The organism is Moritella sp. 5 (genome assembly GCF_018219455.1).
In the GTDB taxonomy this organism is placed as follows: domain Bacteria; phylum Pseudomonadota; class Gammaproteobacteria; order Enterobacterales; family Moritellaceae; genus Moritella.
Window position 1 is genome coordinate 1,247,679 of the sequence record NZ_CP056122.1, and the last position, 26,637, is coordinate 1,274,315.

Here is a 26,637-nt window from a genome sequence, read left to right on the forward strand (position 1 = left end):
ACAAAGAGTAGGCTGAAGATACTTTAACTTCTTGATCTCTTCGGAGAAGTTATTCAGTGACAATTCCCATCATATTAGAGAGATATTATGAAGCAAGCAAATGTTTACTATCCATTTTTGTTTTCAACTTTCAAACGCGACCATAGCTTGATGCTAAGTGATTTAAAATGGAAAGCTTTTGAAACTCATGACTTTTTAGGAGATGGTGAAGATTGGGCGTTGCTGTTAGAAAATATGCTATCAGAGAAGGACCCAAGCTTATTAGAAAAACTGACTTTTGGTGATGAAACGATGATGTTTACTATTCATAGTGAAGATAAAGATGCATTACATACAATTGTTGACATGGTATCTGCATTTTATGATGATGAAGATTTATTAGATGCTTGTATTGCCCGTTATGCTCAGTACGAATTTGAACCTGAATTAATAAATAAATCTAACTGATTCCTAAGGCGAACCTGATTTAAACGTTAATAACTATACCTTAGCAGTCGCTATGTAACAGTATCATTGTAATAGTTTTTATATAACGAAAGCCAGCAGATGATGTACTCTTTATTTGATAAAGACGTACTGTCCGCTGGTTTTTTTTGCACTCTATTTTTACATTAAGATGTCTCAATTATTGCGGAATAAAGTGGTCAGCTTGGCTAGGTGGAGTGTGTAATATCTTGATTTTAAAGTTATTTAAGGTCGCGTTTAAATTTAAAGCCTAGCAATGCTATAAACCAGACCCAGCAAGTTATAGCGGCGGGATTCATTATGGACCACCACCTGAATGTCCTGAAACTGAGCAGGATTATTGTTTGATCCGCATCGGAGTTTATCAGCGGTTGCTTCAAGTCCAGTCCTTGCTACCAACAGGTCTGTTTCTGCGTTTGTATGAGGGTTTACGAAGTTTATCTGTACAGTCGCAACTTTTTGATGAGGAACTTAATAGAGTTAGGCAAAAGTTTCCGTCATTTAGTGATTCCGATATTCACATAGAAACTGAAAAATTGGTATCGTCTGTCAGAAATCATGATGGCTCAATTAATATACCTCCGCATAGTACTGGAGGCGCGGTTGATGTTGAGATTATAGATGAGAGTGGTCGTGCTATTGATTTCGGAATGGAAATTAAAGATCGCCTTAATCTCAATTAAACCATATTTCAGTAATGCGAATTACACCCTTTGAAGGAATTGGTATAAAGTGTAGTATGCTTCAACGTTTCCCGCATCAGCGCGCTTCCTACACCTTTTCCTCTGTACTCCTCCATCACTCCAATATCAGCTATATAGGAGCAAACAAGTCCATCAGAGATAACTCTGCGTGAGCCAACAACAGTATCCCCATCACCCCACTCTAATGAACTAAATAGTTGCACAAGTCTATGTGATATTGATTATTATTACCGTTAGGTGGTCAAATATGTACCAAAACTTGAAGTCAACTTTAGAAAAATAAAACGTAACGTTGCCGACTCATGGCTAATTCGACCGCGCTAGAGACTATTAATATTCGCCTTTATTTATCCCGCTAGATTGTTTACATTAACGCCCATCAGAAAGCATGTATTTAACATGTCATCAGCACAGAGAATGGTTGTAATAATGAATAGACAACAAGCACTGCAACAGATTATAGCCTTTGGTGAACAGCGAGACGCTGCGGTTATGGCTCTGGCTAAGTTTGGTTGGGATCCGAGTTTTGAAGTGATTAGCGTCGATAGTCACGCGCTGATTGTAGTATTAACCAAGTATATGTCGGGCGTGATCTCGGCAGATGATTTAGAGCTTTGGGCTAATTTTATAGAGTGTCGGGATGAACTGGATTACAGTGAGATTGACGGCTATATTTATGCGCTAGCAGATCCTGAGCTGATGGGGGGGATTAGTTTAACAACCATAGAAAAAATGCTAACGCTGCTCTGCTAATAGTTCGATGCTAACAGTACGATATTGACATCGACTGCTAGCATGTAAGTCATCTCTCGCTAGTACTAATAGCCAATCATCTTCAATAAATTATCAGCAGTTTCAATCGCCTCTCTACGATTGGCAATATTTAACTTCTGATACAGATTACGAATATGGGTTTTGATGGTCGTAGAAGCCACATCTAACTCTATCGAGATCTGCTCATTGCTGTAACGGGAATAAATCAAGCCAAGCACTTGCCATTCACGATGTGTCAGTGGGCTGGTGCGGATCAGTTCTGGCAGGTTGTGATTGTTCAATAGCTTATGCACAAAGTCTTTATCAAAATAAATCGCGCGGTTGTGACGTTTTATCGACATTTCAGCAAGTAGCTTTTCAGCGCGATAACGTTCTAACTCGGCCATATTACCTTGTTTCAATAAGCCGTTAAGTAATTCTGCAATCACTTTGGCATCAATCAAGAAATCGCAAATTGAGCTGGTGGTATTTGCCAATGTCAGTGCGGTTTGTAATTTGTCTAACGCTTGTGTTTGGTCACCGGATTGACTGTAGAACACAGCTTCCAAGGTAGCATTTTTTTGCTGTTCGAAAACCAGTTGATGACGCGTTGCCGCCTGTTGTAAATGATCGAGGATCTGGAGTGCTTGGCTATAGTTCTCCGTTAACATATAAGCGCGTGCCAGATTACGACCGTGACTCTGCGTAAAGTGATTACAGGCATTGTCTGCGACGGGTTGGCTTTGTTGCAGCCATTGCTCAACTGGACTGTTCAGTCCCTTAGCTTGCCAGTATAACAATTGCGAAAAGTTAGCATTGGCTATCCAGTCTGCATGGTAATCGGACTGTTCGATAAGCTCGCCACACAAGTCGATATAACGACCTGCTTTATCCAGTTCTCCACGGGATATGTGTACACGCGCTAAGATGGCATACGATTGTAAATATTTAGACTGACAATATTTAGGTAACACATTTAACCCTTTATGGGCGAACTCTTCTGCTAGATCTAAATGATTCCAACGCCAATAGATCTGACTACGAATACGTTGTAAAAATTCATACAAGGGCAGTTGCTGAAGATGTTGTTTGTCAGCCAATTGGTCTGCACTGTCGAGTAATTCAAACGCGGATTGAATATGGCCTTGGGCAATTAAAATCTCACTTTGTTGTAACAGCGACCATAATGCTTGCGGGTAAACATGGTACTGGCGCGCCATGCGCTCTGCTTGTTGCATCATGGCCAATGCACGGTCTAAGTGGCCGAGTACATGGTTGACTTCACCAATCACCGAGGTCGCGACAATTCGGCTGCGATAATTACGGGGATCTAACTGTTCCAGGGCATTTTCAGCCAGTTGTAATGCCAGTTCTGGGGTGTTTTGGTTAATTGCTACTTGTGCACGCAGGGCATTAAACTCGCCTTGTTGGGTTAAGGTTAACTCGATATTACGCTGTTTTAATTCGATTAATGCTTGCGCGAGTAAATCACCAACTTGATCATAACTGTGTTGGCTTTGGGCTAACCAAGCACGTAATAACGGCAGGTGGGGACTTTGGTATAAGGTATCCGGTTGCAGTTGGCCAATGGTGGTTTCTAAATTGGCTAACTCACCCTGATTAAACATGTGCCAACCGTGTGCTAATAAGATCTCGGCGGTTAACGTGCTGTCTTTAGCACGTTGGGCATGAAACAGTGCTTGTTGGGGGTTATCGTGTTTTAACCAAGCGCGCGCTGCGTCTTTATGTAATTGCTTGCTACTCTGTGCAAGCTTGGTATGGCGTTGGTGTTTAAGAAAATCAGAAAATAAGTTGTGAAACCGATACCAATTCTGTTCGCCTTCGAGGGAGTGTAAAAATAGCCCGTGTTTATCTAATGATTCTAATAAGTTGTTTGCCGCTTCATTATCAAAGAACTCAGTGATTAAACTGGTATTGAAAATGGTAAAGACTGAGCATTGCATTAAAAATACTTGTAAGGGTTTATCTAATAAATCAAATACTTCTTCAGCCAAATAGTCCCACAGGTGGGATTGCTTGATTTGTGAGATCCACTCCGTCGATTCGGCCACACTGTGTTGCTTTTGTTTTACTTGCAGGGCGATTAATTGTAATGCCGATGGCCAGCCTTCGATTTTCTGTTGTAATTTTTGGATCTCAGTATCGCTCATGTTAAAGCCAATACGTTGTTCAAAAAATTGTACAATTTCTTGGTCATCAAACGCTAATAACTCACTGTCGAGTTCGATAAGCAGATCGCGAATACGCAAGTTTGCGGTATTCAGGGGTGGTAAAGTACGACTAGTGACGACTAGCGTGCAGTTCGCAGGCATGTATTTAAGGAAGAAACGTAAGCCTTCATGGATTTCATCATTGTTAATACAGTGATAGTCATCTAAGACCAGATAAAACTCACTTTTATAGTTTGTTAGTTCGGCAAACAGTTCACTAAATAAATTCGGCAGCGAGCTATATTGGCGACGTTCGGCCAATGCTTGAGAATTGATGCAGGCTTGCTCAGTGACTTTATTAATGGCTTGAATAAAATAGTTCACAAAACGAAATGTATCGTTATCGGTTTCATCGATATTAAACCAACCTACTTGGTTGTTGTCTTTGAGCCATTGTGCTGCCATGGTGGTTTTACCATAACCTGCAGGTGAACGAAATAAGACTAATTTATTAAATGCTGCGTCTTGAAGATGACCTAAAATACGGGTGCGAGAGATTGAATTGTGTAAGCGAGTTGGGCGATTTAATTTTGATGTTATCCACATAAGCTGTTCTTATTTGTCAGAGTATAAAGGCAAGGTCGGGTCTTGCTGATTTTTATTTTTATTATCAATACTTATATAATAACTAAATCAGATGCTAAAAACGGTGATAGGGCTATAACTTGTTTCATTTTGTTACATTTAGATGTGGTGATAATGCGACTAAAATCACTTAAATTCGTTCATCCTCCCCCATAAACTGCGAACTCTATCACGGCGACCCGCACGCCAGCCTAGAAATAGACGCGTCTACGCCTAAACCACTCCTCCTTTAATTTATCGATGCAGGAGGATGTTGCTGTTTACGCATTAAGGCAAGATTCATCTCATTGAAAATTTATTTAGTTTTAACTTTGAACCTGTAGCATTAGCATTAGGATGTAAGATGAAATCGACAGTAAACAAAAGCTTTGATAAAACAGCATTCCAAGCCGCCGTTAATAAATACTTAACGACAAAATTAGTGACATTACCAGTGCAAGCGAGTGCACATACGTGGCGCTTAGCGATGGAGTATGCGCTAGCTGAAACAACGACGATGAATTTGCTTGCGACAGAACAAGATACCAAGATAAAAAATGCCCGCAGCGTTAATTACCTCTCATTAGAGTTCCTTATTGGCCGCCTTACTGGTAATAACCTTATTAGCATGGGCTTGTATGAACAAGTCACAGTAGCAATGGCTGAGTTTGGTCAAAATCTCACTGATTTATTAGAAGAAGAGCGTGATCCAGCATTAGGTAATGGTGGTTTAGGTCGTCTGGCCGCTTGTTTTATGGATTCACTGGCAGCGGAAGAATATCCTGCGGTAGGTTATGGCTTACATTATGAATATGGCTTATTTAAGCAAAGTTTTAATGATGGTCGTCAACAAGAAGCACCGGATGAATGGCGTGATGAAACTGGTTACCCTTGGGAAGTGATTCGCCCTGAACTGGCGCAAAACGTCGGGTTTTATGGTCATGTAGAAGAGTATTTAGATCGTGATGGTATCAGTCAACGTCGTTGGGTTCTGGGTTTACAAGTAGAAGGCATGGCGTGGGATTTACCGATTGTTGGTTACAATAATAATTCTGTTTATCCACTGCGTTTATGGGAATGTCGTGCACCAGCGCCGTTTAATTTGAACCGCTTCGATGAAGGCAATTATGTTGCAGCACAAGCAAGCCATATTCAGGCCGGTAATCTCACCAAAGTGCTATACCCAAATGATAATCATGACAAAGGTAAAGAACTACGTTTGATGCAGCAGTACTTCCACTGTGCTTGTTCTGTGGCTGATATTTTACGTCGTCATAAAGCCGCGGGTCATTCGATTATGGATTTAGCTAAGCTAGAGTCTATTCAACTTAATGATACCCACCCAACGATTGCCATTCCTGAGTTATTACGCATCTTACTTGATGAACATAAACTAAGTTGGGATGACGCATGGGCGATTAGCTCAAAAACATTTGCTTATACCAACCATACTTTGTTACCTGAAGCACTGGAAACCTGGGGTGAGAACTTGATGATGACGTTGTTACCACGTCATATGGAGATTATTTTTGATATTAACTTACGTCTAATGGGGGCTGTTGCAGATAAATGGCCGGGTGATGTGGATAAGTTACGTAAGCTTTCAATTATTCAAGAAGGTGGTGAACGTCGTGTTCGTATGGCTAATTTATGTGTAGCCAGTACGTATGCCGTTAACGGTGTCGCAGCTATGCACTCAGAGTTAGTGAAGCGTGATTTATTCCCCGAGTTTAATGAGTTGTTCCCGGGACGATTACATAACGTGACTAACGGTGTAACGCCACGTCGTTGGTTGAAGTTCTGTAATCCACTACTGTCCGATCTAATTAGCAGCAAAATTGGTTCGGGTTGGATCAAAAATCTAGATCAGCTAAAACAGCTAGAATCATTTGCGGATGATCGTGAATTCCAAATTGATTTTATGCGCGTTAAAAAAGCCAATAAACAACGTCTAGCAGATTGGGTTGCTGAACATATGGATATAACCCTTAATCCTGATGCCATCTTTGATGTACAGATAAAACGTCTGCATGAATATAAACGCCAGCACCTTAATTTACTGCATATCTTATCTTTGTATCATCGTTTAATTAACGATGCCACTTTCACTATGCAACCAAGAGTGTTCATTTTTGCTTCAAAAGCGGCACCAGGATATGAGTTAGCTAAAGAAATTATCTTTGCGATTAATAAGGTCGCAGAAAAGATTAACAATGACCCGCGAATTGGTGATACCTTAAAAGTAGTATTTTTGCCTGACTATCGCGTCAGTTTAGCTGAAATTATTATCCCGGCAGCGGATGTATCTGAGCAGATCTCAACGGCGGGTAAAGAAGCCTCGGGTACCGGCAATATGAAGATGGCACTGAATGGTGCGTTGACGATCGGGACGATGGATGGTGCCAATGTTGAGATCCGTGAAGAAGTGGGCGATGACAACATCTTTATCTTTGGTCTTAACGTTGATGAAGTGAAAATACTACAGTCTAAAGGTTATAACCCTTACGATTATTATGACACTGATCACTTATTACGTGCTTCGCTGGATCTCCTGGCGGGCGATGAATTTACGCCAGGTCAGTCTGGGTTACTGAATGCCACACGTCATAGCCTGTTAGAAGGCGGTGACCCGTATCTCGTATTGGCGGACTTCGCTGATTATGAGCAGGCTCAAGCACGTATTGATAAGCAATATTGTGATCCACAGGGCTGGGCTAAAATGGCAATTTTAAATACAGCACGTAATGGTAAGTTTAGCTCTGATCGTAGTATTCGTGATTATGCTAACAACATTTGGCAATTAAACGCGGTTAGTCGTTAAGTATTCATGGAGGATAAAATGGAACAAAGTAATGTGCTGAAAAAAGTTGCCGAACAAGCAGGTATCGCAGATAGCTATACCAATGCTTGGGGTAACAATGAAGTCGTCTCCGATGACACGCTAACACGTTTATTAGCTGCGCTAGGCTACGATACGCAATCGGAACAAACACTACTCGCGTCAGCTGATAAAAAGCACCAAACGCCAATTTTAGCGGCTGTAAAAGTAGTTAAAGATGGTGACCCTATTCATATTGATTTGAATTTGGGTCAAAGCGCGCGAGTTAGTGATTTTAGCTGGCAGCTCGAAACGGAACAAGGTGAGGTTGTTGAAGGTTATCTGCAATCGCAAATTGTTGCCGATACCCGTGACGAAGGCGGGGTACTTACCTTTTCGTTACCCAATGATCTTGCTTTGGGTTATCACAAATTACAGGTATTACGCCGTCGTCGTAAATCGGCTTACGAAATGACGCTGATTATTGCGCCCAAAGCGTGTTACAAACAACCCTCGATTGAACAAGGCAGTAAGTCTTGGGGCCCAAGTGTGCAGCTGTATACTTTGAAAACCGATCATAACTGGGGTATCGGTGATTTTGGTGACCTGAAACAGTTGGTGGCTGATATTGCCGCGCGTGGTGGTGATTTTGTTGGTTTAAATCCTATTCATTCTTTATTCCCAGCTAATCCCGAAGGCGCGAGTCCATACAGCCCGTCATCACGTCGCTGGTTAAACCTGTTATACATAGATGTGACTGCAGTGCCTGAATTTGCATTGTGTTCAGCTGCCCAACAACGTGTTGGTAGTAGTGAGTTCCAGCAAGATTTACATGCTGTTCGTGCCACTGAGTGGGTTGACTATAGTGAAGTTTCACGTTTAAAAATGAGCGTGTTACCGCTGTTATTTAGCGAGTTCCAACAACGTCATTTGGCGACGAATAGCACTCGAGCACAAAATTTCTTAGCATTCGTGGCGAAAGGTGGGAATAGCTTATTACATCAAGCAAGCTTCGATGCCCTACATCAACAGCTACATGATAAAGATGAAAGTGTGTGGGGCTGGCAAGTATTCCCTGCTGAATTGCGTGATATTAATAGCGATGCAGTACAAATATTTATTAAGCAAAACCAGTCCGCTATCCAAGGTTATATGTACTTGCAATGGGTTGCGGATGAGCAGATAGCTGATGTACAAAAATTCGCATTAGAACAAGGCATGAACATGGGTCTTTACCGTGATCTTGCGGTTGGGGTCGCTGATAGTGGTGCTGAAGTTTGGGCTGATGAAGGTACTTTGTGTCAAGATGTTAGCATTGGCGCGCCACCTGACGTATTAGGGCCTTTAGGGCAGAACTGGGGCTTGCCGCCGCTCAATCCAGCGCAATTAAAAGCCACGGGTTATGATGCCTTTATTCAATTATTACGTGCCAACATGCAGCATTGTGGTGCTTTGCGGATAGATCATGTATTAGGGCTGCTACGTCTGTGGTGGATCCCCAAAGGTGAAAGTTCCACATCTGGCGCTTACATGTATTATCCGGTTCAGGATATGCTGTCTATTTTGGCGTTAGAAAGCCATCGTCATCAGTGTGCTGTGATTGGTGAAGATCTTGGCACTGTGCCTGATGAGATCGTGAGCTTGTTAAGTGACGCGGGAATTCATTCTTATAAAGTCTTCTTTTTTGAAACCGCAGAAGATGGTGGCTATTTTTCACCGGCCCATTACCAACCGCAATCAATGGCAACACTGTGTACCCATGACATGCCGACACTACGTGGCTTCTGGCATTGTGAAGATCTTAAATTAGGTCAAACCATAGGGCTGTATCCAGATCAAGCACAGCTGGACGGTTTGTTTGATGATCGCTGCAAATCGAAACAAGAAATACTCAATAGTGTGTCGTGGCACGGTAATCTGGCGGAGTCTGTGGGACGCAATGCAAATTATGTTCCTATGGACCAAGCACTGAGTAACAGCTTACAATTACATTTAGCAGCAGGTTCAAGCAGTTTGTTAAGTTTACAGCTTGAAGATTGGCTAGCCATGGATAAGCCTGTTAACGTACCGGGAACGGTAGATGAATACCCGAACTGGCGTCGTAAACTATCAGTAACATTGGATGACATGTTTAGCTGCCCTAATGTTAATTATTTAGCTACAGAGTTGACTGCTGCACGTGCAAAAGCCAGTGATGAAGCTGAACATCGCGAAGCAGTGAACAGCTAATCGTAGTAGAAAGGAAGTTTTAATGCAGTTGGTTGCAAATGTGGCAGTGATCCACAACCTTGAAGCATATTCTGGCTTGATGCCAAGTATGGAAACATTACATACCCCAAAACTAATGCACAAAGAGATGGGGGCGCAGTGTGTCAGTTTTATGCTCGACGGTCAGCGCGTATCGGGTGTGCGTTTTTTAGTGTTTGCGCCGCATGCCAGTAAAGTCAGTGTAATTGGTGATTTTAATGATTGGAATACTAACGACCATGCCTTGCGTCAATTGGACGCAGGGCTATGGGGTGTATTCATTGCTAACTTAAACATTGGTGAGCGCTATAAGTTTGCCATTGTGGATAGTAATGGTAAGAGCTTGCCATATAAAGCCGATCCATGGGGGGCACATGCAGAGCAGTACCCTTCATTTGCATCCTTGGTGTATCAGCAAGATAGTTATCAATGGCAGGATGATACATGGCAACAACGTGCAGTCACCGAAAAGCACAAACAAGCATTATCATTTTATGAACTCCATGTAGGCTCTTGGCTGCGAGATACAAACGATGAATTTTTAAATTATCGCCAATTAGCGGAAAAACTGATTCCGTATCTGCAACAAATGCATTATACCCATGTTGAATTGATGCCAATCTCTGAGCATCCGTTCTATGGTTCTTGGGGTTATCAGCCGATTGGACTATTCGCCCCGACTAGTCGTTTTGGTCACCCTGATGATTTTAAGTTTTTCGTTGATCAGTGCCATCAAGCGGGACTTGGCGTTATCATCGATTGGGTGCCTGCGCATTTTCCTGAAGATGATCACGGTTTAGCGCAGTTTGATGGCACGGCATTATTTAATGATCCTGATCCGAAACGTGGTTGGCACCAAGATTGGCACAGCTATATTTATGACTGTGGTAAAGATCATGTACGGCGATTTTTAGTGTCGAATAGCTTGTATTGGTTAGAGCAATTCCATGTGGATGGTATCCGCGTTGATGCTGTCGCGTCGATGCTGTATCTGGATTATTCGCGTAATGATGGCGAGTGGATCCCTAACTGCGATGGCGGCAATCATAACTACGATACCATCAAGGTATTAAAGTGGATGAATGAAGAGATTTATAACCATTTTCCTAATGCCATGACGATTGCAGAAGAGTCGACGGCATACCCTGGGGTATCGAAACCGACTTTTTTAGGTGGTTTAGGGTTTGGTTTTAAATGGAACATGGGCTGGATGCACGATAGCTTAAACTACATGCAGGAAGAGTCAATTAACCGTAAATACCATCACGATACTATCACGTTCCCGTTAGTTTATGCATTTAGTGAAAATTATGTATTAGCCTTATCCCACGATGAAGTTGTTTACGGTAAAGGTTCTTTATTGGGTAAAATGCCCGGTGATGAATGGCAAAAATTCGCTAATTTACGTGCTTATACGGGTTATATGTATGGTCAACCGGGTAAAAAACTTAACTTCATGGGAGCTGAAATAGCGCAATCACGAGAGTGGAACCATGATGGACAACTGGATTGGGGGTTGCTACAACATGCCAACAATGCGGGGGTGCAACAATTGACTGCAGATTTGAACTTGTTGTATCAGGCGGAAGTTGCACTGTATCAACTTGATTGCGACCCTGCGGGTTTTGAATGGCGTTTACAAGATAATAAAGGCGAAAGTGTGTTAGCACATGAACGTATTAGTGAGAGTGGCGAACGTATCTTGGTGATCAGTAACTTTAGGCCAATACCAAGAGATAATTTCCGTCTCGGTGTACCGAATACAGGTCGTTATGAACTGTTATTAAATACGGATGCTGAATGCTACGCTGGCAGTAATTATCCGCTGGTAAGCAGTGCTGAGAGTGAAAAAGTACAGAGTCAGGGACTTCGCGAGTCAGTGCGGTTAACATTACCACCACTGTCAACGGTATTTTATCGTTGGGTACCTGCTAGCTAAAATAGCAGAAAATTGAATAGTAATCGATGTAATTGAAAGGCAAGGGGAGCAATCTTCTTGCCTTGCTCGTCTTCATCACTAATGAAAATGTCGTTGAAGGTTGTAGTGTTAAATGATGCCCTACAAAACGGTTAAGGAAAATATTTTCTAGCGTACTCAGCTGACTTCGCAAGTATAAATAATGATGGAACGATGATCACAAAACCTAAAGTAAATATCAAATTTTGATTTTCTAATAACTCATATGCTGAATAAAAAACAACACACGCTAGTAGGGCAATATGCACCTTATGGAGTTTTGGGTTACTTATCGAAAATTTACAGTATTTTCTAATCATAATGTCCATCTTGTGCTATTTAATACGTTCGTATGGCGATTATTATACATATAATTTTATATGCTTAAACACATTTTACCTTCGGACATTAAAATATGTATTTTGGAGTAGCAATTCACTCATTCTATGAGTATGGCGACTTAGTAACATTGTGTGTGAACGTTAATCCTCATTATTCTATTCAATATTGGTATTTATATCCTCTAGTATTCACTGTTTTGTGACACAGAGCGCCACGTTTATCTAACTTGATTTATACTTATCTATATTTAAAATATTTTTAAATAAAACCATGTACTTTCAATACCTATTAGTTAATATTGTTTAAACACAAGGAGAGGTTAATGAAAAATATAAATGGAAAATTAAGTTTGATTATGTGCGCTATGGTCGCATCTGTGCAACCTGCTCTTGCTGAAAAGGCGGGTACGACTTATCTAAATCCCGCAGTCGGTTATCATATGTTTGGTTCAAAACTAGGCGTTGAAGACGGCGCTGCATTGGTTATTGGTGGAGAATACGTCATTAGCCCGAAGTTTGGTGCAGAAGTCAGTTACCTCTATGGTAACTCTGATATTGACGGATCTTCTGGTGATGTAGATAACGCACAATATACGCTTGATGGGCTTTACTACACTCCTGAAATAGGGAATTGGCAACCATTTATCAATGCAGGTGTTGGCCATGGCACATTTGATTTAGGAGCCTATGACACCAAAGAAACACAACTTAATGTCGGTGTTGGTAGTCGTTATCATTTTAATGATAAATGGTCTGCACGATTACAAGCTAAAATGATTAACAGTTTGGACGATGAACGTTGGGATTCATTAATTACTGTAGGTGTGAGTTATGCATTTGGTCGTAAGAGTAAAGCACCTGCTGCTGTGGTATTGCTGGATGGCGATGGTGATGCAATCCTTGATAAGAATGATCAATGTTTAAATACGCCAAGTGGTGTTTATGTTGATGATAGCGGTTGTGCTCTCGATCGTGATGGCGATGGGATCCCTGATTACCTAGATCACTGTCCTGATAGTGTGTCGACTGATTCTATTGACGAAAATGGTTGTGTAATTGTAATGGAACAACCCGCATCGATGAAACTTGAAGTTCATTTTGCCAATAACTCGGCAGTCATTCCAGAGGCTTCACAAAATGAAATTAAAGACGTTGCCGACTTGATGACGCAGTTTTTAAATGCTGATGTGGTGATTGAAGGGCATTCTGATAGTAGTGGGGAAGCAGCTTATAATAAAGCTTTGTCACAACGTCGTGCCGATGCAGTGCGTGATATCCTGATTAGTGAGTATGGAATTGATACTTCACGAGTATCTGCGGTAGGTTATGGGCAAGAACAACCGGTTGCCAGTAATAGTACGAAAGAAGGGCGCTTAGAAAATCGACGTGTAATGGCTGAAATTAGCTATAAATAAAGCGCATTAATGATAGAGACGATGCTTCGTTCGATCTAAAGATACAGAGCTAAAATTAGAAGCCAGCGAAAGCTGGCTTTTTAATATCGTATTATCAATTAATTCTAGTGTTTTTTATGTTTAAAACACTGTAACCATAACATTTTAATGATAATTTCTGCTGTAAAATACTCACTGATCTATTCTTAATAAGAACTATGTTTCAAATGGATTTGGGGGGTGTAAGGTGATAAATAAAAAAAGATTTTTAATCATTGATGACTCTATCACTATTATCTCTTTAATGCGTTGGATGCTCAATAGTGCTGGTGTTTCGAATGACTTTATTGATAGTACTACGGACAGTTTAAAAGCTATTCGTTTGTTATCTCAACATCAGTATGATGTAGTTCTCTGTGATTACAATATGAATCATCATATCGATGGCGCGCTTATTTTCGATGAGGTTAAACAGCGAAAATTAATTTCATCCAATACAGTGTTTATTTGTATTACTGGTGATAGTTCACTTTCTGTCGTTACACATTTTATTGAATTAGAACCCGATGATTATTTGCTTAAGCCTTTATGCTCACAAGAGTTTATTCATCGTATTGAAAGCGTATTAGTACGTAAAGCCGTGATAGCCCCGTTATTATCGGCCATGGATAATCAAGATTATCAATTAGCGCTGGAGTTATGTGATAACTATCGCACCAATAACATACAATATGTTAATTATATAGATCGTATCTATGGTGATTGTTTATTACGTTTAAAACGGCATGATGAAGCCTTAGCATTTTATCAAAAGTCCTGTGAAGAAACGGACGCTATCTGGTCTGAAATCGGTTTAGGTCAAACTTACCAATCGCTAGGTGATTTGGATAAAGCTGAGAATGTGTTCAAGGCAATATTAACCAAGCATCCCTGTCAACCTGTTGCCCGTCAAAGCCTTGCTAATTGCATGATGGTTAGGGATAAATTACCGGATGCCATTCGTGAATTTAATATTGCGCATAAAGTGAATCCTGCCAATCCACATCGTGAGCTGATACTTGCTAATTTGTATACGGCACTGCAGCAACATGATAAAGCGGCAGCTGGTTTTCAACGCTTCATAACTAAGGTTAAAGGTACTAGTCGTTATAGCTACGGCGTTGCGATGAATACTTATGTGTCACTTTTACTCGCAAGTTTATATACTGAATCGACCCAAGAACACGATGAATTATTGAGTCAAGCACAGCATAAAATCCATGAGTATAGTGCGAAATCTGAAGGTGACAGTATCGCTGAGTTTAATTTGTTAATTGGGCTTGGTATCTTTGCTTATATCAATGGGGATATTAAAAACGCTTTGATTGTGGTACATAAATTAAGTGTTGCTGATAAACCTACTGTGGATTTTTATACTGAATTGAACATTACAAGGTTATATGGCTTGTGTGGTATTCCGGACTTGTATGATGCCTCGATGTTACGTGCGCAAGCATTGTGTAAAAACACCAATGAAGATGTATTAATGTTAAGTCAAATTAAGATGCTCGATGGTGCCAAACACGAAATCCAGCAACGTCTACAAGAAGGTAAAATACTGACCGAAAAAGCACAAGCACAACGTCAAAAAAATGCGGCTAATCAAGCGATAAGCTATGCTTATAAAGCTTTTCACCGCGTCCCGTTTAATTATAAAAATTGTCGTTTGATTATTGAATTAACGGCATTGGCAACACCCTCAGAATCTCAATCAGAAACCAGTATTCATGAACGTGAAAGTATTCTTAAATCTTGCGACTGGATCTACGAAAATGATAACCGCCCCACAGCAGAAGAAAAACGTCGTACACATGAACTGTTTCATTTAGCCATCGATAAGCTAAGCCTTAACGTGTAACGTTATCGATAATGTCGGGAGGATTTACGTTAATGTACTTAAATAATGGGTTAATTCATCAAGCAGCATTATCTACAACATTAAGGGGTTGTCATCCTTTAACTTGCTCGTATGTAGTTATTATGCATTTCGATGATTTTGCCGCCAGTTGGCGCCGCTATTATATCGGCTAGAGTGTATTTGTTCATCTCGCAATAGAACGCGTTGAGTCCGAGGCCTAGTATATTTTTCAGTTGACAACCGTTGCGCAGGGCACAGACATTAGCTTCGCAATCGATTAGCATTGTGCAGTTCTCTAGTTCGCGAAGGGCTTCTCCGATGCTGAGATCGGCTGGTTTAATTGACAATCTCAGACCGCCGTGAGGGCCTCGTAGGGTTTCGACCCAACCAAGATGGCTGAGCTTGTTTGCCACTTTGATAAGGTGATTGCGTGGTACATTGAACTGCTCGGCAATTTCAATTATTTTTATAGGTTTCTTCCTGTCCCCTTTAGCTAAATACATTAGGATTCTAAGACCAAAGTCTGTGAAATTTGTTAGCTGCATGCTCATACCAGTTTATTTATTTATTATGACCCTATAATGATAATAAAGATGTATTCATAATACAATATTTCATCTCTATAGTAAGTGATGTAGCTTCTTTCTCTACTCCTTTTTCATACTAAATTAGTGGCCTATTACTTAGCTGTTCCCCTTCTGTAGTTTAAGCGATTCCTAAAATAAACATGCTTGTATTTTATTTATAAAATAGAGTTGAACATCACAAATAAAAGGTGTATTTTAAATGCAACAATAAAGGTGCATTTAAAATGCATAAATAAAATTAAAGAGAGTTCTAGCCATGTCTGATTTTGAAATAAAGCATAAAACTGCCTCCAAATTCTATGAGCATATTGCGTATAAAATTACGCAGGTCCTTAAGTTTCTTTTAAATATTTTTTATGGAAAAAAATACGCAAAACGAGCTGTAATTTTGGAAACTATTGCAGCTGTTCCCGGTATGGTCGCTGGTATGTTTAATCATCTAAAAGCTTTACGCCGGATGAAAGATGATGAGGGGTGGATCCAGGAACTACTAAATGAAGCTGAGAATGAGAGAATGCACCTAATGATATTTATTGATATTGCCAAACCAAGCTGGATTGAGCGAGCATTAGTGTTAATTGGCCAAGCTGTATTTATTGTGGTGTATAGCTTGATTTATGTGTTGTCTTCTAAGGTCGCGCATCGAGTTGTGGGTTATTTCGAAGAAGAAGCATGTAAAAGTTACACCGAATACCTTAATAAAATTGATGCTGGTGAAGTCGAAAACGTAGCTGCACCACAAATTGGCATTAACTATTATCAATTACCTTCAGATGCCATGCTACGAGATGTTATTGTGAAAATACGCAATGATGAAGCTAAGCATCGTGATCGTAATCATTTATTTGCTGATTCGTATGAAAATAATGATTTACCAGCGCACCAGCAATGATCTTTCTGAGTAAAACGTGAAAAATAGTGAAGGGTAATTAAGCGAATAGACTTTGCGTTACTTTCCTTCGTGATAATCGGTCGTCAGTAATATGGCGACCTATCCAAAAATAGACAGTAAATGTATTCTATCGATCACAACATTCAGGTAAATCACGCCAAGAAAAGTAGCCTTTAAACTTTTTACATTAGACTTCAGTATATTTATACATCATCTTGGTTTTGGGTAATTAACACTCACGTACTCTGGTTCTTCGATGCCAGCTTCTTGATTAAGTACACGGGTCAGAGCAAAGTAATAATTAGCTAAAGCATTGGCAAATCGAGGCAGGGTATCTGGAATTTTCTTGCCTGTTTTGTCTACTAAGACTAGCTGGCGAACCACCTTTTTACTTAAGCTTCGGCATTGGTGCAATTGGATCACAGGGCCTGTGCCTCTTGGTAATACGAAGCGTTTGGCATCATCAGTGACTTGGGCTTTAAAGTGATAAAGATCGGTTAAAAGCGCTTGTATGTCTTCTTCAAATATCCCACATTTACCTCGTATAGAGCCATTTAGATTGAAAATTTTGGGCTGTAAGCGTTCCTGTGATTCGCGTACTTCTGTGTTGGTGACTTGCGATAATGCTAATCCGGTATAAGTGCATAACTCATCGGTTAAGATCTCAAAGTCACATAACGGACTGTCTTCAAAAATGAATGGGTAGCAAAGTTCACCTACATTGCCAGATGCTTTTAATGTCATGCCGTTATCGCTTAATCAAAATTTAGAATACGCTACCATATCATGTAATAGCCAAGTACAATACGCGCCATCTTCGGAATACGGTGAAAATCCGTAACGGGCGCGCCACTGTGTTGTGTCACTAGCATTATAGACGTGCAAGTACACAGAGTCAGATACGAAGAGCACGATTTACATGAGGTGAACCGTTTAAATTTGTACGCGATTTACAGGAGTTACCATGCCTTGGCCTCGATTCAAGCCTATTTTTTATATGTTCGTTTTGCTCGTTACCTTTCCTTCTTTAGCTGATACTACCTATCCATTAACAGTGATGGATGGATTGGGTAATCCCATTGTCATCGAGAAACCACCACAACGGATTTCATCAAAAACATTATTTACCGACGCGGTGTTATTAGACCTAATTGATGAATCGGCATTGTCGAGCTTGACCGATCTGGCGAACAACCCAAACTACTCGTTAATCATCGACCGTTTACCTAAGAATGTGCCGTTAATGGGATTGAATATTGAAATGATTATCGCTAATCGTCCCGATATTGTATTCGCTGCTAATTGGAGTGATGCGTCTAAGCTCAGTATGTTAGAAAGAGCAGGAATTACTGTTTTCCGTCTACAAGCACCTAAAAATATCCAAGAGATTGAGAAAGAAATTTTACGGGTTGGGCAGATAGTTAATCGTAATAAAGCCGCGAAGCAGATTGTTGCCACTATGCGTTTACGCTTAAAAGCAGACATTATCCCTGTAGAGCATAAACTCACTGGTATGGATTACAACCCATGGGGAACGTCCAGTGGCCAAAACTCTTCATGGAATGGTTTGTTAGAACAAGCGCATGTGGAGAATATTATTAAAAATTACGCGACGGATAAATATGGCCAAGTTCCTGTTTCTAAAGAAATGATTATCTTGCTAAACCCAGATGTATTGTTTATACCTGAATGGGTATATGGCAATGAAAATACCGCAGAGCAATTTAAACAACAGGTGTTATCTGATCCTTCATTACAATCCGTGAATGCGATTAAATATAATCGTGTTTATCAAGTGCCGCATGCGTTGCGAGGTGTATACAGTCAGTACTTTGTGGATGCGATCCGTTTTATTAATCATTCCGTATATAAGAAGTAACCATGCCATTTTATCGACTTACGTCAGTGCAAATACTGTTTTCTGTGTTGTTATTCTGTGGCTTGTTTTTGTTGTATATCAGCTTCGGCGCTATTCATATTCCTATTGTCGATATTTTGGCGTTGTTTAAAGCGTATCTTGTGGGTGGCAGTGAACTCGCGCTGAAAGAACAACCTTTAGCCTCTGCTGTGGTTATACATATCCGTCTACCACGTGCTTGCGCAGCTATTTTAGCGGGTGGCGCGTTGGCGCTGGCTGGGGCGTGTACACAAGGCCTATTCAAAAATCCATTAGCCAGTCCAGATGTATTGGGAGTTAGTGCCGGTAGTAGTTTTGGTGCTGTGGTGGCTATTGTGACGGGCTATTCATTTATGGGGCCTATATGGTTACCTATTTTTACGACTGTGGGCGCATTGGCAGCAGCAGCAGTAATTTATACGTTAGCATCGCGTCATGCTTCAACACAGATCTTGTTTTTGATTTTAACCGGTTTGGCATTATCAAGTTTATTGGGCGGTGCCAGAATGGGGTTACTTCTTATGGCGCAACAATATGAAATGAGCCAATTTGTATTTTGGGCGATGGGGGGGTTAGATGGTAGTTCTTGGTCGCAGTTAATTTGGCCCGCGCCGATTATCGTGATTGTATCGATTTTGTTGTTAAGGGAAAGTCGGGCATTAAATCTACTCGCATTAGGCGAAGAAAGCGCCCATGGTATGGGATTAAACATTAAGCAGACACGCTTTAAATTATTGATGTTTGCCACCTTATTAACGGCTATGTCGATTGCCGTCGCTGGACCTATTGGTTTTATTGGTTTGATGGTGCCACATTTAGTACGTTTGATTGTCGGGCCTAGGCATGAAACATTATTACCTTTCTCTGCGGTGTTCGGTGTTATTTTTTTGCTCGTTTGCGATCTTATTGGGCGGTGGATCATTGCCCCTAACGAATTGAAAGTCGGGATCATTACTTCTTTTATTGGTGGTTGTTATTTCATTGGTTTAATCATTCGCTTTCAGCGTAAAGGAAGTTTTGTATGAGCGTGGCATTATTGACAGTTTCGCAACTGAGTTATAAGGCGGGATCAAAACATTTATTAACTGATATTTCATTGTCTATACAACCGGGAGAGCTGGTGGGGATTATCGGTCCCAATGGCGCAGGTAAAAGTACCTTGATGAAATGTTTAAGTGGCTTCCAAGGTTATAGCAGTGGTGAGGTGTTAATAAAAGGCCAGTCATTAACCACGTTATCTGATATAGACCGCGCACGTGATTTAAGTTATTTGCCACAATACAGTGATGCCGCATTTCCTTTTAGTGTGATGGAAACAGTGGGATTTGGCTTTCATGTCAAGCAACAAACACAAGTCATCTCTGCTAACACAATTACTGAGCAAACTATTGACGCGTTAACCTTAGTTGGCATTTCGCATTTAAAAGACCGTACTATCACGGCATTATCTGGGGGAGAAAAACAGTTAGTACACTTCTCGCGTTTATTAGTGCAAGGCGCGCCATTAATGTTACTTGATGAACCAACCGCCAGTCTAGATATTGGTCATGAATCACAGCTAATGAATGTGCTGTATCAAGCATGTCAGCAAGGTAAATCGGCATTGGTTGCGATCCATAACTTAAATACCGCGGCAGAGTTTTGTGACCGCCTCATTTTAGTGGACCAAGGACAGATAATTGCGGAAGGGAAACCGAATGATGTTTTGACAAAAGATAACATCCATCGTTTGTATCACGATCTCGTTATGGTATCTCAGCATACCGAAACAGGGAACACCATCGTCTCACCGTATAAAAAGTAATGTGATCTTAGAGTCAAATTGATAAGAATATTTGATTTTATTGCTTTGAATATGTGAGGCAAGGCTTTTATTCTTGTTTGTTTTATATATAATAACTGAAAATGTCCTTGTAGCTCAGCTGGATAGAGCAAGCGCCTCCTAAGCGCTAGGTCGGAAGTTCGAATCTTCTCTGGGACACCAATTTCAAACGAATAGCACTTATGCATATAGCACCCATACGCAAAAATGCACGTATGGGTCGCTTCAGTTCTTAATCGTCATTATCAGCGGTGACAACTTAATTATTATATTTTAACGATCACATCTTCCATCGCTAAACGTGATTTTGGTGGGGCAATATTGTAATCATTTTCAGCATCTCGATAACCAATCGCCAGTGCCACATCACTAACGTAACCATCTAGTTCTACAGCAAACTCTTTACTGATTAATTCGCTATCAATTCCTTCCATTGGCGTTGAATCAATATTCAGGCGTGCTAGCGTATGCATTGTATTACCTAACGCAAGATAGGTTTGTGCTTTAGTCCATGCTGCTGTGTCGCCACTTTCATCTGTATTTAGCTCAACAAAAGCAAATGCGCCAAATGCACTTTCTTTGTCTTCTGGTTTAGTGCGTTTATCTGCAATGCCTTTATCGATCACGGCTTCATAGTTTGCACGGGTATACGCTGGGTTATGGGCAAAAACTATAATGTGCGATGCACTAAAAACATGTGGTTGGTTAAACTGAAATTTATTGGCAAAGGTATTATGCATGCGTTGTTTTGCTTCATCGCTTTCTATCACAATAAACTTCCAAGGTTGAGAGTTAATTGATGATGCAGATAAACGCATTGCTTCCATAATCACGGCGAGTTGGTCTTGCGATATTTTTTTTGATGAATCAAATTTTTTGGTTGTGTAACGATTGCTAAGATCTTTGATAATTTGGTGAGTCATGGATAAACCTTATTGATAAATGGGCACTGTTGATTTGTACTTACTAATAGCGTAAGTCTGAACATTGATGAATGTATGTTGCTTATGCGATTTTCGTTATTTCATTTAATGTGAAACTTGCGACAGCCCCTTCGGTTGTTTGCACATACATTTTTAAATGTGGGCTATTGAGGTGTTTTTGCAATAATTCATGACTCGCCCAATTCTCAACGAAAGTAAATAGCGCTGGGTTGTTATTGTCTTGATGCAAGTCGTATTGGATGCAGCCTTCTTCAAGTCGTGTCGGTTCAATCAACTTTAATAATTCTGTTTTTACTAACTCAATTTGATCTGCTTTAGCTTCGATGTTTGCAATAATTGTTAGTGGGGTTGGCATATTATCGTTCCCTTTTATTGACGATACACATTAGTGAATGGGGACATTATCCTTGATTATTGCTATTCTAAAAACATGGTAATTAAACTAACAGTTTCAAAAGCTATTTGATAATGAATGTTCAAGATCTCACTCTTTTTGTGCGAACAGCGCAAACATGCAATATCACCGCATCAGCACTGCAGTTAGAGATGACACCTGCAGCGGCGAGTGCTGCGTTAAAACGCTTAGAGAAGCAACTTGGCGTTCAACTTTTTATTCGCTCGACACGTAAGTTACGTATCACCGCCGAAGGTGAACGCTATTTAGTACATTGCACTGAGGCTTTAGGGGCATTAGAGAAAGGTAAAGCCTCATTAAATGAAATGCAGGGTAAAATTGCCGGTGAAATACGTTTATCCGCGTCATCTGATCTAGGGCGTAATATTGTTTTACCTTGGATCGATGAAGTTATGGACGCTTATCCCGAACTATCTATTCAGTTCAATGTTGGCGATAACTTGGCTGACTTTTATCATGACAAAGTTGATATGGCACTGCGTTATGGCGAGCCCGAAGATTCCTCGTTGGTGGCCTTTCTGATTGCGAAAATAGATCGCGTCGTCTGTGCATCACCTGCCTATTTAGCGCAATATTGTGAACCTAATCATCCTAACGAACTATCACAACATAACTGCTTGCTCTATCGTTTTGGTGAGCGTGTTTATGATACTTGGCCATTTGTTGATAGTACTGGAAACAGTACTGGAAAAAACAGCGGTAAATACAAGGTGAAAGTGACCGGTAACCGATTAAGTAACGATGCTGATGTCGTCCATCGTTGGGTTGTCGCGGGCAAGGGGATTACGATGAAGTCGCGGTTAGATATGGCGGCCGACTTACGCTCGGGTCATGTTGTTGAACTATTGAGTGATTTTAATTCGCCACCCATTAATTTATGGCTAATTTGTCCTAACCGTACACAAGTCACCCCTGCTATGTTGATGTTGCGCGATCTGTTACGCAATAAGTGTGAGGCTGAATTAAGTTAGCTCTGTTTGGTGCTACATCTCGCTAGTCAGGTATGCTAAAGTGATTTCATCTATATTTTGTTAATCAAGCTGTATAACAAGGACTTTTATGACTATTGGTGTTGGTGGTTCAACTGCGGAATTAGAATTAGCTAAACTGGCTGATATGACTGCAGACGTTAAAGCGATCTCGTTACAAGAATTTAATGAACGTATTGAAAGCGCACAAGCAATCATGCAGCGTGAAGGCATAAAAGCTGTATATCTGAATGCGGGTACAAACTTATATTACTTCACTGGTATGCGTTGGGGCGTTGGTGAGCGTATGGTTGGTGCTATTTTACCGGCACAAGGTGAGTTACAGTTTATCGCGCCACGCTTTGAGCAAGATACCATTAATGAATTTATGCAGGTACAAGGCCCACTGCATTGCTGGCATGAACATGAAAGTCCTGCACAATTATTTGGCGAGATCCTAGCTAAACTTGATATTACCGACGGCACTGTTGGTATTGATGAAGCTACCGCTTTCTTTATGTTTAACAATATTCGTCATGCGCACCCGCAGTTTGAATATATTGATGCGAAGGTTGTGACAGCTGGTTGCCGTCAGCAAAAATCAGATACCGAGATTGCTTTATTACAACGTGCTAAAGACATGACGTTAGAAGTACATAAAGCGGCGGCCCGTATTTTACGTTTAGATATTTGTACGACGGAAGTGGAAGAATTCATTCATCAAGCACATAAAGTGGTTGGTGCGCCAAAAGGTTCTTATTTCTGTATCGTATTATTTGGTAAAGCCAGTTCGTTCCCGCATGGTGTTAAAGATGCACAATTCTTGAAACAAGATGATGTGGTATTGATTGATACTGGTTGCCAGTTACACGGTTATAATTCTGACATCACCCGTACTTATGTATTTGGTGAAGCAAGTGACGAAGTACGCGCAGCTTGGTTGAGTGAAAAGAATGCACAACAAGCCGCGTTTGATGCAGCGCAGATTAATGTTGCTTGTCAGGATGTCGATGCCGCCGCTCGTGTTTCGCTGGAAGCAGATGGCTTTGGACCGGGTTATGATTTACCGGGGCTACCGCACCGTACTGGTCACGGTATTGGTTTAGATATTCATGAATGGCCATATTTAGTGGGTAACGACACCACGCCATTGGCGAAAGGTATGTGTTTCAGCAATGAACCTATGTTAGTGATCCCGGGTAAGTTTGGTATTCGTTTGGAAGATCATTTTTATATGACTAATGCGGGACCTGAATGGTTTACACAACCATCACACTCGATTGATGACCCATTTGGTTATGAAGTGTAATTTGTTATACCTATGATTCATAGACTTGCTCATTGATGAGTGAGTCTAGTATGTTTTTTAAGCCACATCAATGCTAATGAACCTCGCTCTATTTTTCTAAAGATAGTACGGGATCGTTAGGTTATCTTCTCTCCTTATCTTCATTTTAAACCTATCGTGACACACTGTCATTAAAATAATTTTGAGAAAGAAGTTTTAATGAGCAGTATCATAAAAACACGAGTACTCAGTTTGAGGTATCGGTAAGGTGGGTGATAATGCCAATTCATAAAAATAATAAAATAATAAATAAAACAATGAATTGGGAAAAATACAATCATGAAAAAACAACATTTTATCTTGTTAGGATTAACACCACTCGTATTCTCAGTGCAGAGTGCCACGTTGGTCAACGTTAACGACGTTAACATTACTTCACTATTAAATCCCTCTACTGCTAGAGGAGCAATCCCCGAGTACAGCTTTACCGAACAAAACCACGCCCAACTACAAGGAAAAGAATGGGTTCGCCATCAACAACGTTACCGTGGTATTCCTGTATATGGACAATCCGTCGTATCATTGAAAGATCAAAATGGTGTGATTCAACCTATTGCGGGTAAAGTGGTGCAAGGTATTGGTCAAGACATATCTTCAATGTTACCGTTCATCAACAAAGAACAAGCGATTACTCTTGCCAAAGCATCACAGCAAGCTGTTCAAAGCGCAACTATGCCAGCACGTACAGATGCAGAGTCTGCGGACCTAATGATTGTCATGGATGATCAAAATACTGCAAAATTGGTCTATCGCGTGTCTTATGTGACAGTGGAAGACATCAAGCCGTCAAGGCCAATTACCTTTGTAGACGCTAAAGATGGTCGAATTCTAGACCGTTGGGACGGTATTGCGTTTAGGCGAGCAGAGGGGCCTGGAGGTAACCAAAAAAGTGGCCGTTATTATTTTGGTAATAACACTAAATTTGGCAGCTTTGAAGTCAATGACTCCTGCCAGATGGACAGCCCTAATGTTGTCACGTACGACATGAATAGTAGTCAATGGGGTGGGCGTATTCACCAATTTACCTGTCCGGTAAACACCACTCGTTCAGCCAATGGTGCCTATGCGCCAATGAATGATGCACAATACTTTGGTCAACGTGTGTTTGACATGTACCGCGAGTGGCTAAATAGCCGTCCGATTCGTCAAAAGCTCACTATGCGTGTTCACTATGGTAATAATTATGGCAACGCTTTTTGGGACGGTCAGCAAATGACCTTTGGTGATGGTGGTTCGTATATGTACCCACTAGCGACATGGGATGTGATCGCCCACGAAGTCAGTCATGGCTATACCGAACAAAACTCTAATTTAGAGTATCGTGGCATGTCTGGTGGGATGAACGAATCCTTTTCTGATGTCGCAGCTGCAGCTTTGAGCTATTTCATCCACGGTTCTTTCAACTGGAAAATGGGCGAGCACGTAATGAAGCATTCAGAAGCGATGCGCTTCTTCATTAATCCTTCAGATGATGGTGCGTCTATTGGACACATCAGCCAGTATTATAATAGCATTGATGTTCACAACAGCTCGGGCATCTTTAACAAAGCATTTTACCATCTAGCTACCAGCCAAGAGTGGGATATCAAGAAAGCTTTCTTAGTCTATGCAACAGCCAATAAATTGTTTTGGCAGCCGCGCTCTACCTTTCAACAAGGTGCTGACGGTGTTTGCCAGGCTGCAGCGCAACTAGGTTATGAAACCCAATCTGTTATGAATGCATTCCAACAAGTTGGTATCACGGTACAAGAGTGTGGAGGGTCTTTACCAACACCGGATCCAACACCAAACCCACCGACACCAAGTGATGAAACTGCCTTGGTACTAAATCAGCAGATCAGGATTCAAGGACGTTACGGTGAAAATTTACGATACGTATTGAACAATGCGCCATCACAGGGCTATGTCAATATTGAGACGATGGGTGGGCAAGGTGATATCGATGTTTTTATTGCCATTGATCGCCAACCTACGCAGAACGACTACGATTGTGCCTCTCAAAATGAGGGTAACTTTGAAAGCTGCCTGTTCTTGGATTTCCCAGCAAGTCGCTATCATGTGTTGATCGTGAGTAAGTCGGATTTTTCTGATGTCGGCTTGATGATTTCAGGGGATTACCAGCAGCAACCTCCAACGCCGCAACCAGAAGACCACTGTGCTTATGTACCTGAATGGAGCCCGTATTATACTTATTATTACGGTGAGATTGTACAGTCTAATGGTTATATGTTCACCGCTATTCAAGCATCAACTACCATGGACCCTTTCTATTACCCTAGCGTATGGCAGTATCTTCAACCTTGCCAGTAGAAGCACGTTTGGTTGAGTGATAGCTAAAAACACGGTAATGAATGTCATTAAGATAATATGAAAAAAGCCCGCTAAGATTAGTC

Annotated in this window: 21 protein-coding genes, 1 tRNA gene and 1 riboswitch; of the genes, 16 read left to right on the forward strand and 6 right to left on the reverse strand. The window is 40.9% G+C overall.

Annotation, left to right across the window (positions count from 1 at the left end):
- Positions 1-87: 87 nt before the first annotated feature.
- Both HWV01_RS05735 and HWV01_RS05740 read left to right on the forward strand, forming a co-directional pair.
- On the forward strand, positions 88-447 hold the full coding sequence (locus tag HWV01_RS05735) for an Imm51 family immunity protein (protein WP_211674502.1): 360 nt from the start codon (positions 88-90) through the stop codon (positions 445-447).
- A 362-nt stretch (positions 448-809) separates the two neighbouring features.
- A complete protein-coding gene (locus HWV01_RS05740) occupies positions 810-1,148 on the forward strand; it encodes a hypothetical protein (protein WP_211674503.1) in 339 nt (112 codons plus the stop codon).
- 8 nt (positions 1,149-1,156) lie between these two features.
- On the opposite strand, the gene HWV01_RS22470 is transcribed toward HWV01_RS05740, so the two are convergent.
- Complete coding sequence (locus tag HWV01_RS22470) at positions 1,157-1,372, reverse strand: GNAT family N-acetyltransferase (protein ID WP_211674504.1); 216 nt, start codon at positions 1,370-1,372, stop codon at positions 1,157-1,159.
- Positions 1,373-1,598: 226 nt separating this feature from the next.
- On the opposite strand from HWV01_RS22470, the gene HWV01_RS05750 reads away from it, so the two are divergent.
- A complete protein-coding gene (locus tag HWV01_RS05750; RefSeq protein WP_211674505.1) occupies positions 1,599-1,922 on the forward strand; it encodes a hypothetical protein in 324 nt (107 codons plus the stop codon).
- 65 nt (positions 1,923-1,987) lie between these two features.
- On the opposite strand, the gene malT is transcribed toward HWV01_RS05750, so the two are convergent.
- A complete protein-coding gene (malT, locus tag HWV01_RS05755) occupies positions 1,988-4,699 on the reverse strand; it encodes an HTH-type transcriptional regulator MalT (RefSeq protein ID WP_211674506.1) in 2,712 nt (903 codons plus the stop codon).
- Positions 4,700-5,081: 382 nt separating this feature from the next.
- Between malT and HWV01_RS05760 the strand changes: the two genes are divergently transcribed.
- The 5 genes from HWV01_RS05760 (at position 5,082) to HWV01_RS05780 (ending at position 15,371) form a co-directional block, all read left to right on the forward strand.
- A complete protein-coding gene (locus tag HWV01_RS05760; RefSeq protein ID WP_211674507.1) occupies positions 5,082-7,538 on the forward strand; it encodes a glycogen/starch/alpha-glucan phosphorylase in 2,457 nt (818 codons plus the stop codon).
- A gap of 18 nt (positions 7,539-7,556) precedes the next feature.
- Positions 7,557-9,764 (forward strand): 4-alpha-glucanotransferase, encoded by a 2,208-nt coding sequence (gene malQ, locus HWV01_RS05765; protein ID WP_211674508.1) that lies wholly within the window; start codon positions 7,557-7,559, stop codon positions 9,762-9,764.
- A 22-nt stretch (positions 9,765-9,786) separates the two neighbouring features.
- Positions 9,787-11,721 (forward strand): 1,4-alpha-glucan branching protein GlgB, encoded by a 1,935-nt coding sequence (gene glgB, locus HWV01_RS05770; RefSeq protein WP_211674509.1) that lies wholly within the window; start codon positions 9,787-9,789, stop codon positions 11,719-11,721.
- 682 nt (positions 11,722-12,403) lie between these two features.
- The gene (locus HWV01_RS05775; RefSeq protein ID WP_211674510.1) at positions 12,404-13,495 is read left to right on the forward strand and encodes an OmpA family protein; all 1,092 of its coding nucleotides are present in this window, start codon (positions 12,404-12,406) and stop codon (positions 13,493-13,495) included.
- A gap of 226 nt (positions 13,496-13,721) precedes the next feature.
- A complete protein-coding gene (locus HWV01_RS05780; protein WP_249185450.1) occupies positions 13,722-15,371 on the forward strand; it encodes a response regulator in 1,650 nt (549 codons plus the stop codon).
- A gap of 98 nt (positions 15,372-15,469) precedes the next feature.
- Here HWV01_RS05780 and HWV01_RS05785 read toward each other — a convergent pair whose 3' ends face one another.
- Entirely contained in the window at positions 15,470-15,874 is a 405-nt protein-coding gene (locus HWV01_RS05785; RefSeq protein ID WP_249185451.1) for an Rrf2 family transcriptional regulator, read from the reverse strand.
- Between the two features lie 340 nt (positions 15,875-16,214).
- On the opposite strand from HWV01_RS05785, the gene HWV01_RS05790 reads away from it, so the two are divergent.
- Entirely contained in the window at positions 16,215-16,850 is a 636-nt protein-coding gene (locus HWV01_RS05790; RefSeq protein ID WP_211674512.1) for an alternative oxidase, read from the forward strand.
- A 210-nt stretch (positions 16,851-17,060) separates the two neighbouring features.
- Here HWV01_RS05790 and HWV01_RS05795 read toward each other — a convergent pair whose 3' ends face one another.
- Positions 17,061-17,594: a cobalamin adenosyltransferase gene (locus HWV01_RS05795; RefSeq protein ID WP_211674513.1), complete on the reverse strand. Its 534-nt coding sequence runs from the start codon at positions 17,592-17,594 to the stop codon at positions 17,061-17,063.
- Between the two features lie 75 nt (positions 17,595-17,669).
- A riboswitch (cobalamin riboswitch) is annotated at positions 17,670-17,753 on the forward strand.
- Between the two features lie 61 nt (positions 17,754-17,814).
- Here HWV01_RS05795 and HWV01_RS05800 point away from each other — a divergent pair.
- The 4 genes from HWV01_RS05800 to HWV01_RS05815 all read left to right on the forward strand — a co-directional run bounded on the left by HWV01_RS05800 (position 17,815) and on the right by HWV01_RS05815 (position 20,731).
- Positions 17,815-18,729 carry an ABC transporter substrate-binding protein gene (locus HWV01_RS05800; RefSeq protein WP_211674514.1) on the forward strand — a complete coding sequence of 305 codons (915 nt, stop codon included), beginning with the start codon at positions 17,815-17,817 and terminating at the stop codon, positions 18,727-18,729.
- Positions 18,730-18,731: 2 nt separating this feature from the next.
- On the forward strand, positions 18,732-19,772 hold the full coding sequence (locus tag HWV01_RS05805) for an iron ABC transporter permease (RefSeq protein WP_211674515.1): 1,041 nt from the start codon (positions 18,732-18,734) through the stop codon (positions 19,770-19,772).
- Positions 19,769-20,551, forward strand: a complete 783-nt coding sequence (locus HWV01_RS05810) for an ABC transporter ATP-binding protein (protein ID WP_211674516.1) — start codon at positions 19,769-19,771, stop codon at positions 20,549-20,551. The genes HWV01_RS05805 and HWV01_RS05810 overlap by 4 nt, the downstream gene beginning before the upstream one ends.
- Before the next feature lie 103 nt (positions 20,552-20,654).
- Positions 20,655-20,731 (forward strand) — tRNA-Arg (locus tag HWV01_RS05815).
- Between the two features lie 104 nt (positions 20,732-20,835).
- Here the strand turns inward: HWV01_RS05815 and HWV01_RS05820 are convergent.
- Together HWV01_RS05820 and HWV01_RS05825 are read right to left on the reverse strand one after the other, a co-directional pair.
- The gene (locus HWV01_RS05820; RefSeq protein WP_211674517.1) at positions 20,836-21,492 is read right to left on the reverse strand and encodes a nitroreductase family protein; all 657 of its coding nucleotides are present in this window, start codon (positions 21,490-21,492) and stop codon (positions 20,836-20,838) included.
- Between the two features lie 82 nt (positions 21,493-21,574).
- Positions 21,575-21,868 (reverse strand): putative quinol monooxygenase, encoded by a 294-nt coding sequence (locus HWV01_RS05825; RefSeq protein WP_211674518.1) that lies wholly within the window; start codon positions 21,866-21,868, stop codon positions 21,575-21,577.
- 113 nt (positions 21,869-21,981) lie between these two features.
- Here HWV01_RS05825 and HWV01_RS05830 point away from each other — a divergent pair, with 113 nt between their 5' ends.
- The 3 genes from HWV01_RS05830 to HWV01_RS05840 all read left to right on the forward strand — a co-directional run bounded on the left by HWV01_RS05830 (position 21,982) and on the right by HWV01_RS05840 (position 26,554).
- Positions 21,982-22,899, forward strand: a complete 918-nt coding sequence (locus HWV01_RS05830; protein ID WP_211674519.1) for a LysR family transcriptional regulator — start codon at positions 21,982-21,984, stop codon at positions 22,897-22,899.
- An 88-nt stretch (positions 22,900-22,987) separates the two neighbouring features.
- A complete protein-coding gene (locus HWV01_RS05835) occupies positions 22,988-24,205 on the forward strand; it encodes a Xaa-Pro peptidase family protein (RefSeq protein ID WP_211674520.1) in 1,218 nt (405 codons plus the stop codon).
- A 318-nt stretch (positions 24,206-24,523) separates the two neighbouring features.
- Entirely contained in the window at positions 24,524-26,554 is a 2,031-nt protein-coding gene (locus HWV01_RS05840) for a M4 family metallopeptidase (protein ID WP_211674521.1), read from the forward strand.
- Positions 26,555-26,637: the final 83 nt, after the last annotated feature.

Coding starts and splice junctions, on each gene's coding strand:
- HWV01_RS05735 (WP_211674502.1), top strand. CDS start 88: ATGAAGCAAGCAAATGTTTACTATCCATTTTTGTTTTCAACTTTCAAA.
- HWV01_RS05750 (WP_211674505.1), top strand. CDS start 1,599: ATGAATAGACAACAAGCACTGCAACAGATTATAGCCTTTGGTGAACAG.
- malT (WP_211674506.1), bottom strand. CDS start 4,699: ATGTGGATAACATCAAAATTAAATCGCCCAACTCGCTTACACAATTCA.
- HWV01_RS05760 (WP_211674507.1), top strand. CDS start 5,082: ATGAAATCGACAGTAAACAAAAGCTTTGATAAAACAGCATTCCAAGCC.
- malQ (WP_211674508.1), top strand. CDS start 7,557: ATGGAACAAAGTAATGTGCTGAAAAAAGTTGCCGAACAAGCAGGTATC.
- glgB (WP_211674509.1), top strand. CDS start 9,787: ATGCAGTTGGTTGCAAATGTGGCAGTGATCCACAACCTTGAAGCATAT.
- HWV01_RS05775 (WP_211674510.1), top strand. CDS start 12,404: ATGAAAAATATAAATGGAAAATTAAGTTTGATTATGTGCGCTATGGTC.
- HWV01_RS05785 (WP_249185451.1), bottom strand. CDS start 15,874: ATGTATTTAGCTAAAGGGGACAGGAAGAAACCTATAAAAATAATTGAA.
- HWV01_RS05790 (WP_211674512.1), top strand. CDS start 16,215: ATGTCTGATTTTGAAATAAAGCATAAAACTGCCTCCAAATTCTATGAG.
- HWV01_RS05795 (WP_211674513.1), bottom strand. CDS start 17,594: ATGACATTAAAAGCATCTGGCAATGTAGGTGAACTTTGCTACCCATTC.
- HWV01_RS05800 (WP_211674514.1), top strand. CDS start 17,815: ATGCCTTGGCCTCGATTCAAGCCTATTTTTTATATGTTCGTTTTGCTC.
- HWV01_RS05805 (WP_211674515.1), top strand. CDS start 18,732: ATGCCATTTTATCGACTTACGTCAGTGCAAATACTGTTTTCTGTGTTG.
- HWV01_RS05810 (WP_211674516.1), top strand. CDS start 19,769: ATGAGCGTGGCATTATTGACAGTTTCGCAACTGAGTTATAAGGCGGGA.
- HWV01_RS05820 (WP_211674517.1), bottom strand. CDS start 21,492: ATGACTCACCAAATTATCAAAGATCTTAGCAATCGTTACACAACCAAA.
- HWV01_RS05825 (WP_211674518.1), bottom strand. CDS start 21,868: ATGCCAACCCCACTAACAATTATTGCAAACATCGAAGCTAAAGCAGAT.
- HWV01_RS05830 (WP_211674519.1), top strand. CDS start 21,982: ATGAATGTTCAAGATCTCACTCTTTTTGTGCGAACAGCGCAAACATGC.
- HWV01_RS05835 (WP_211674520.1), top strand. CDS start 22,988: ATGACTATTGGTGTTGGTGGTTCAACTGCGGAATTAGAATTAGCTAAA.
- HWV01_RS05840 (WP_211674521.1), top strand. CDS start 24,524: ATGAAAAAACAACATTTTATCTTGTTAGGATTAACACCACTCGTATTC.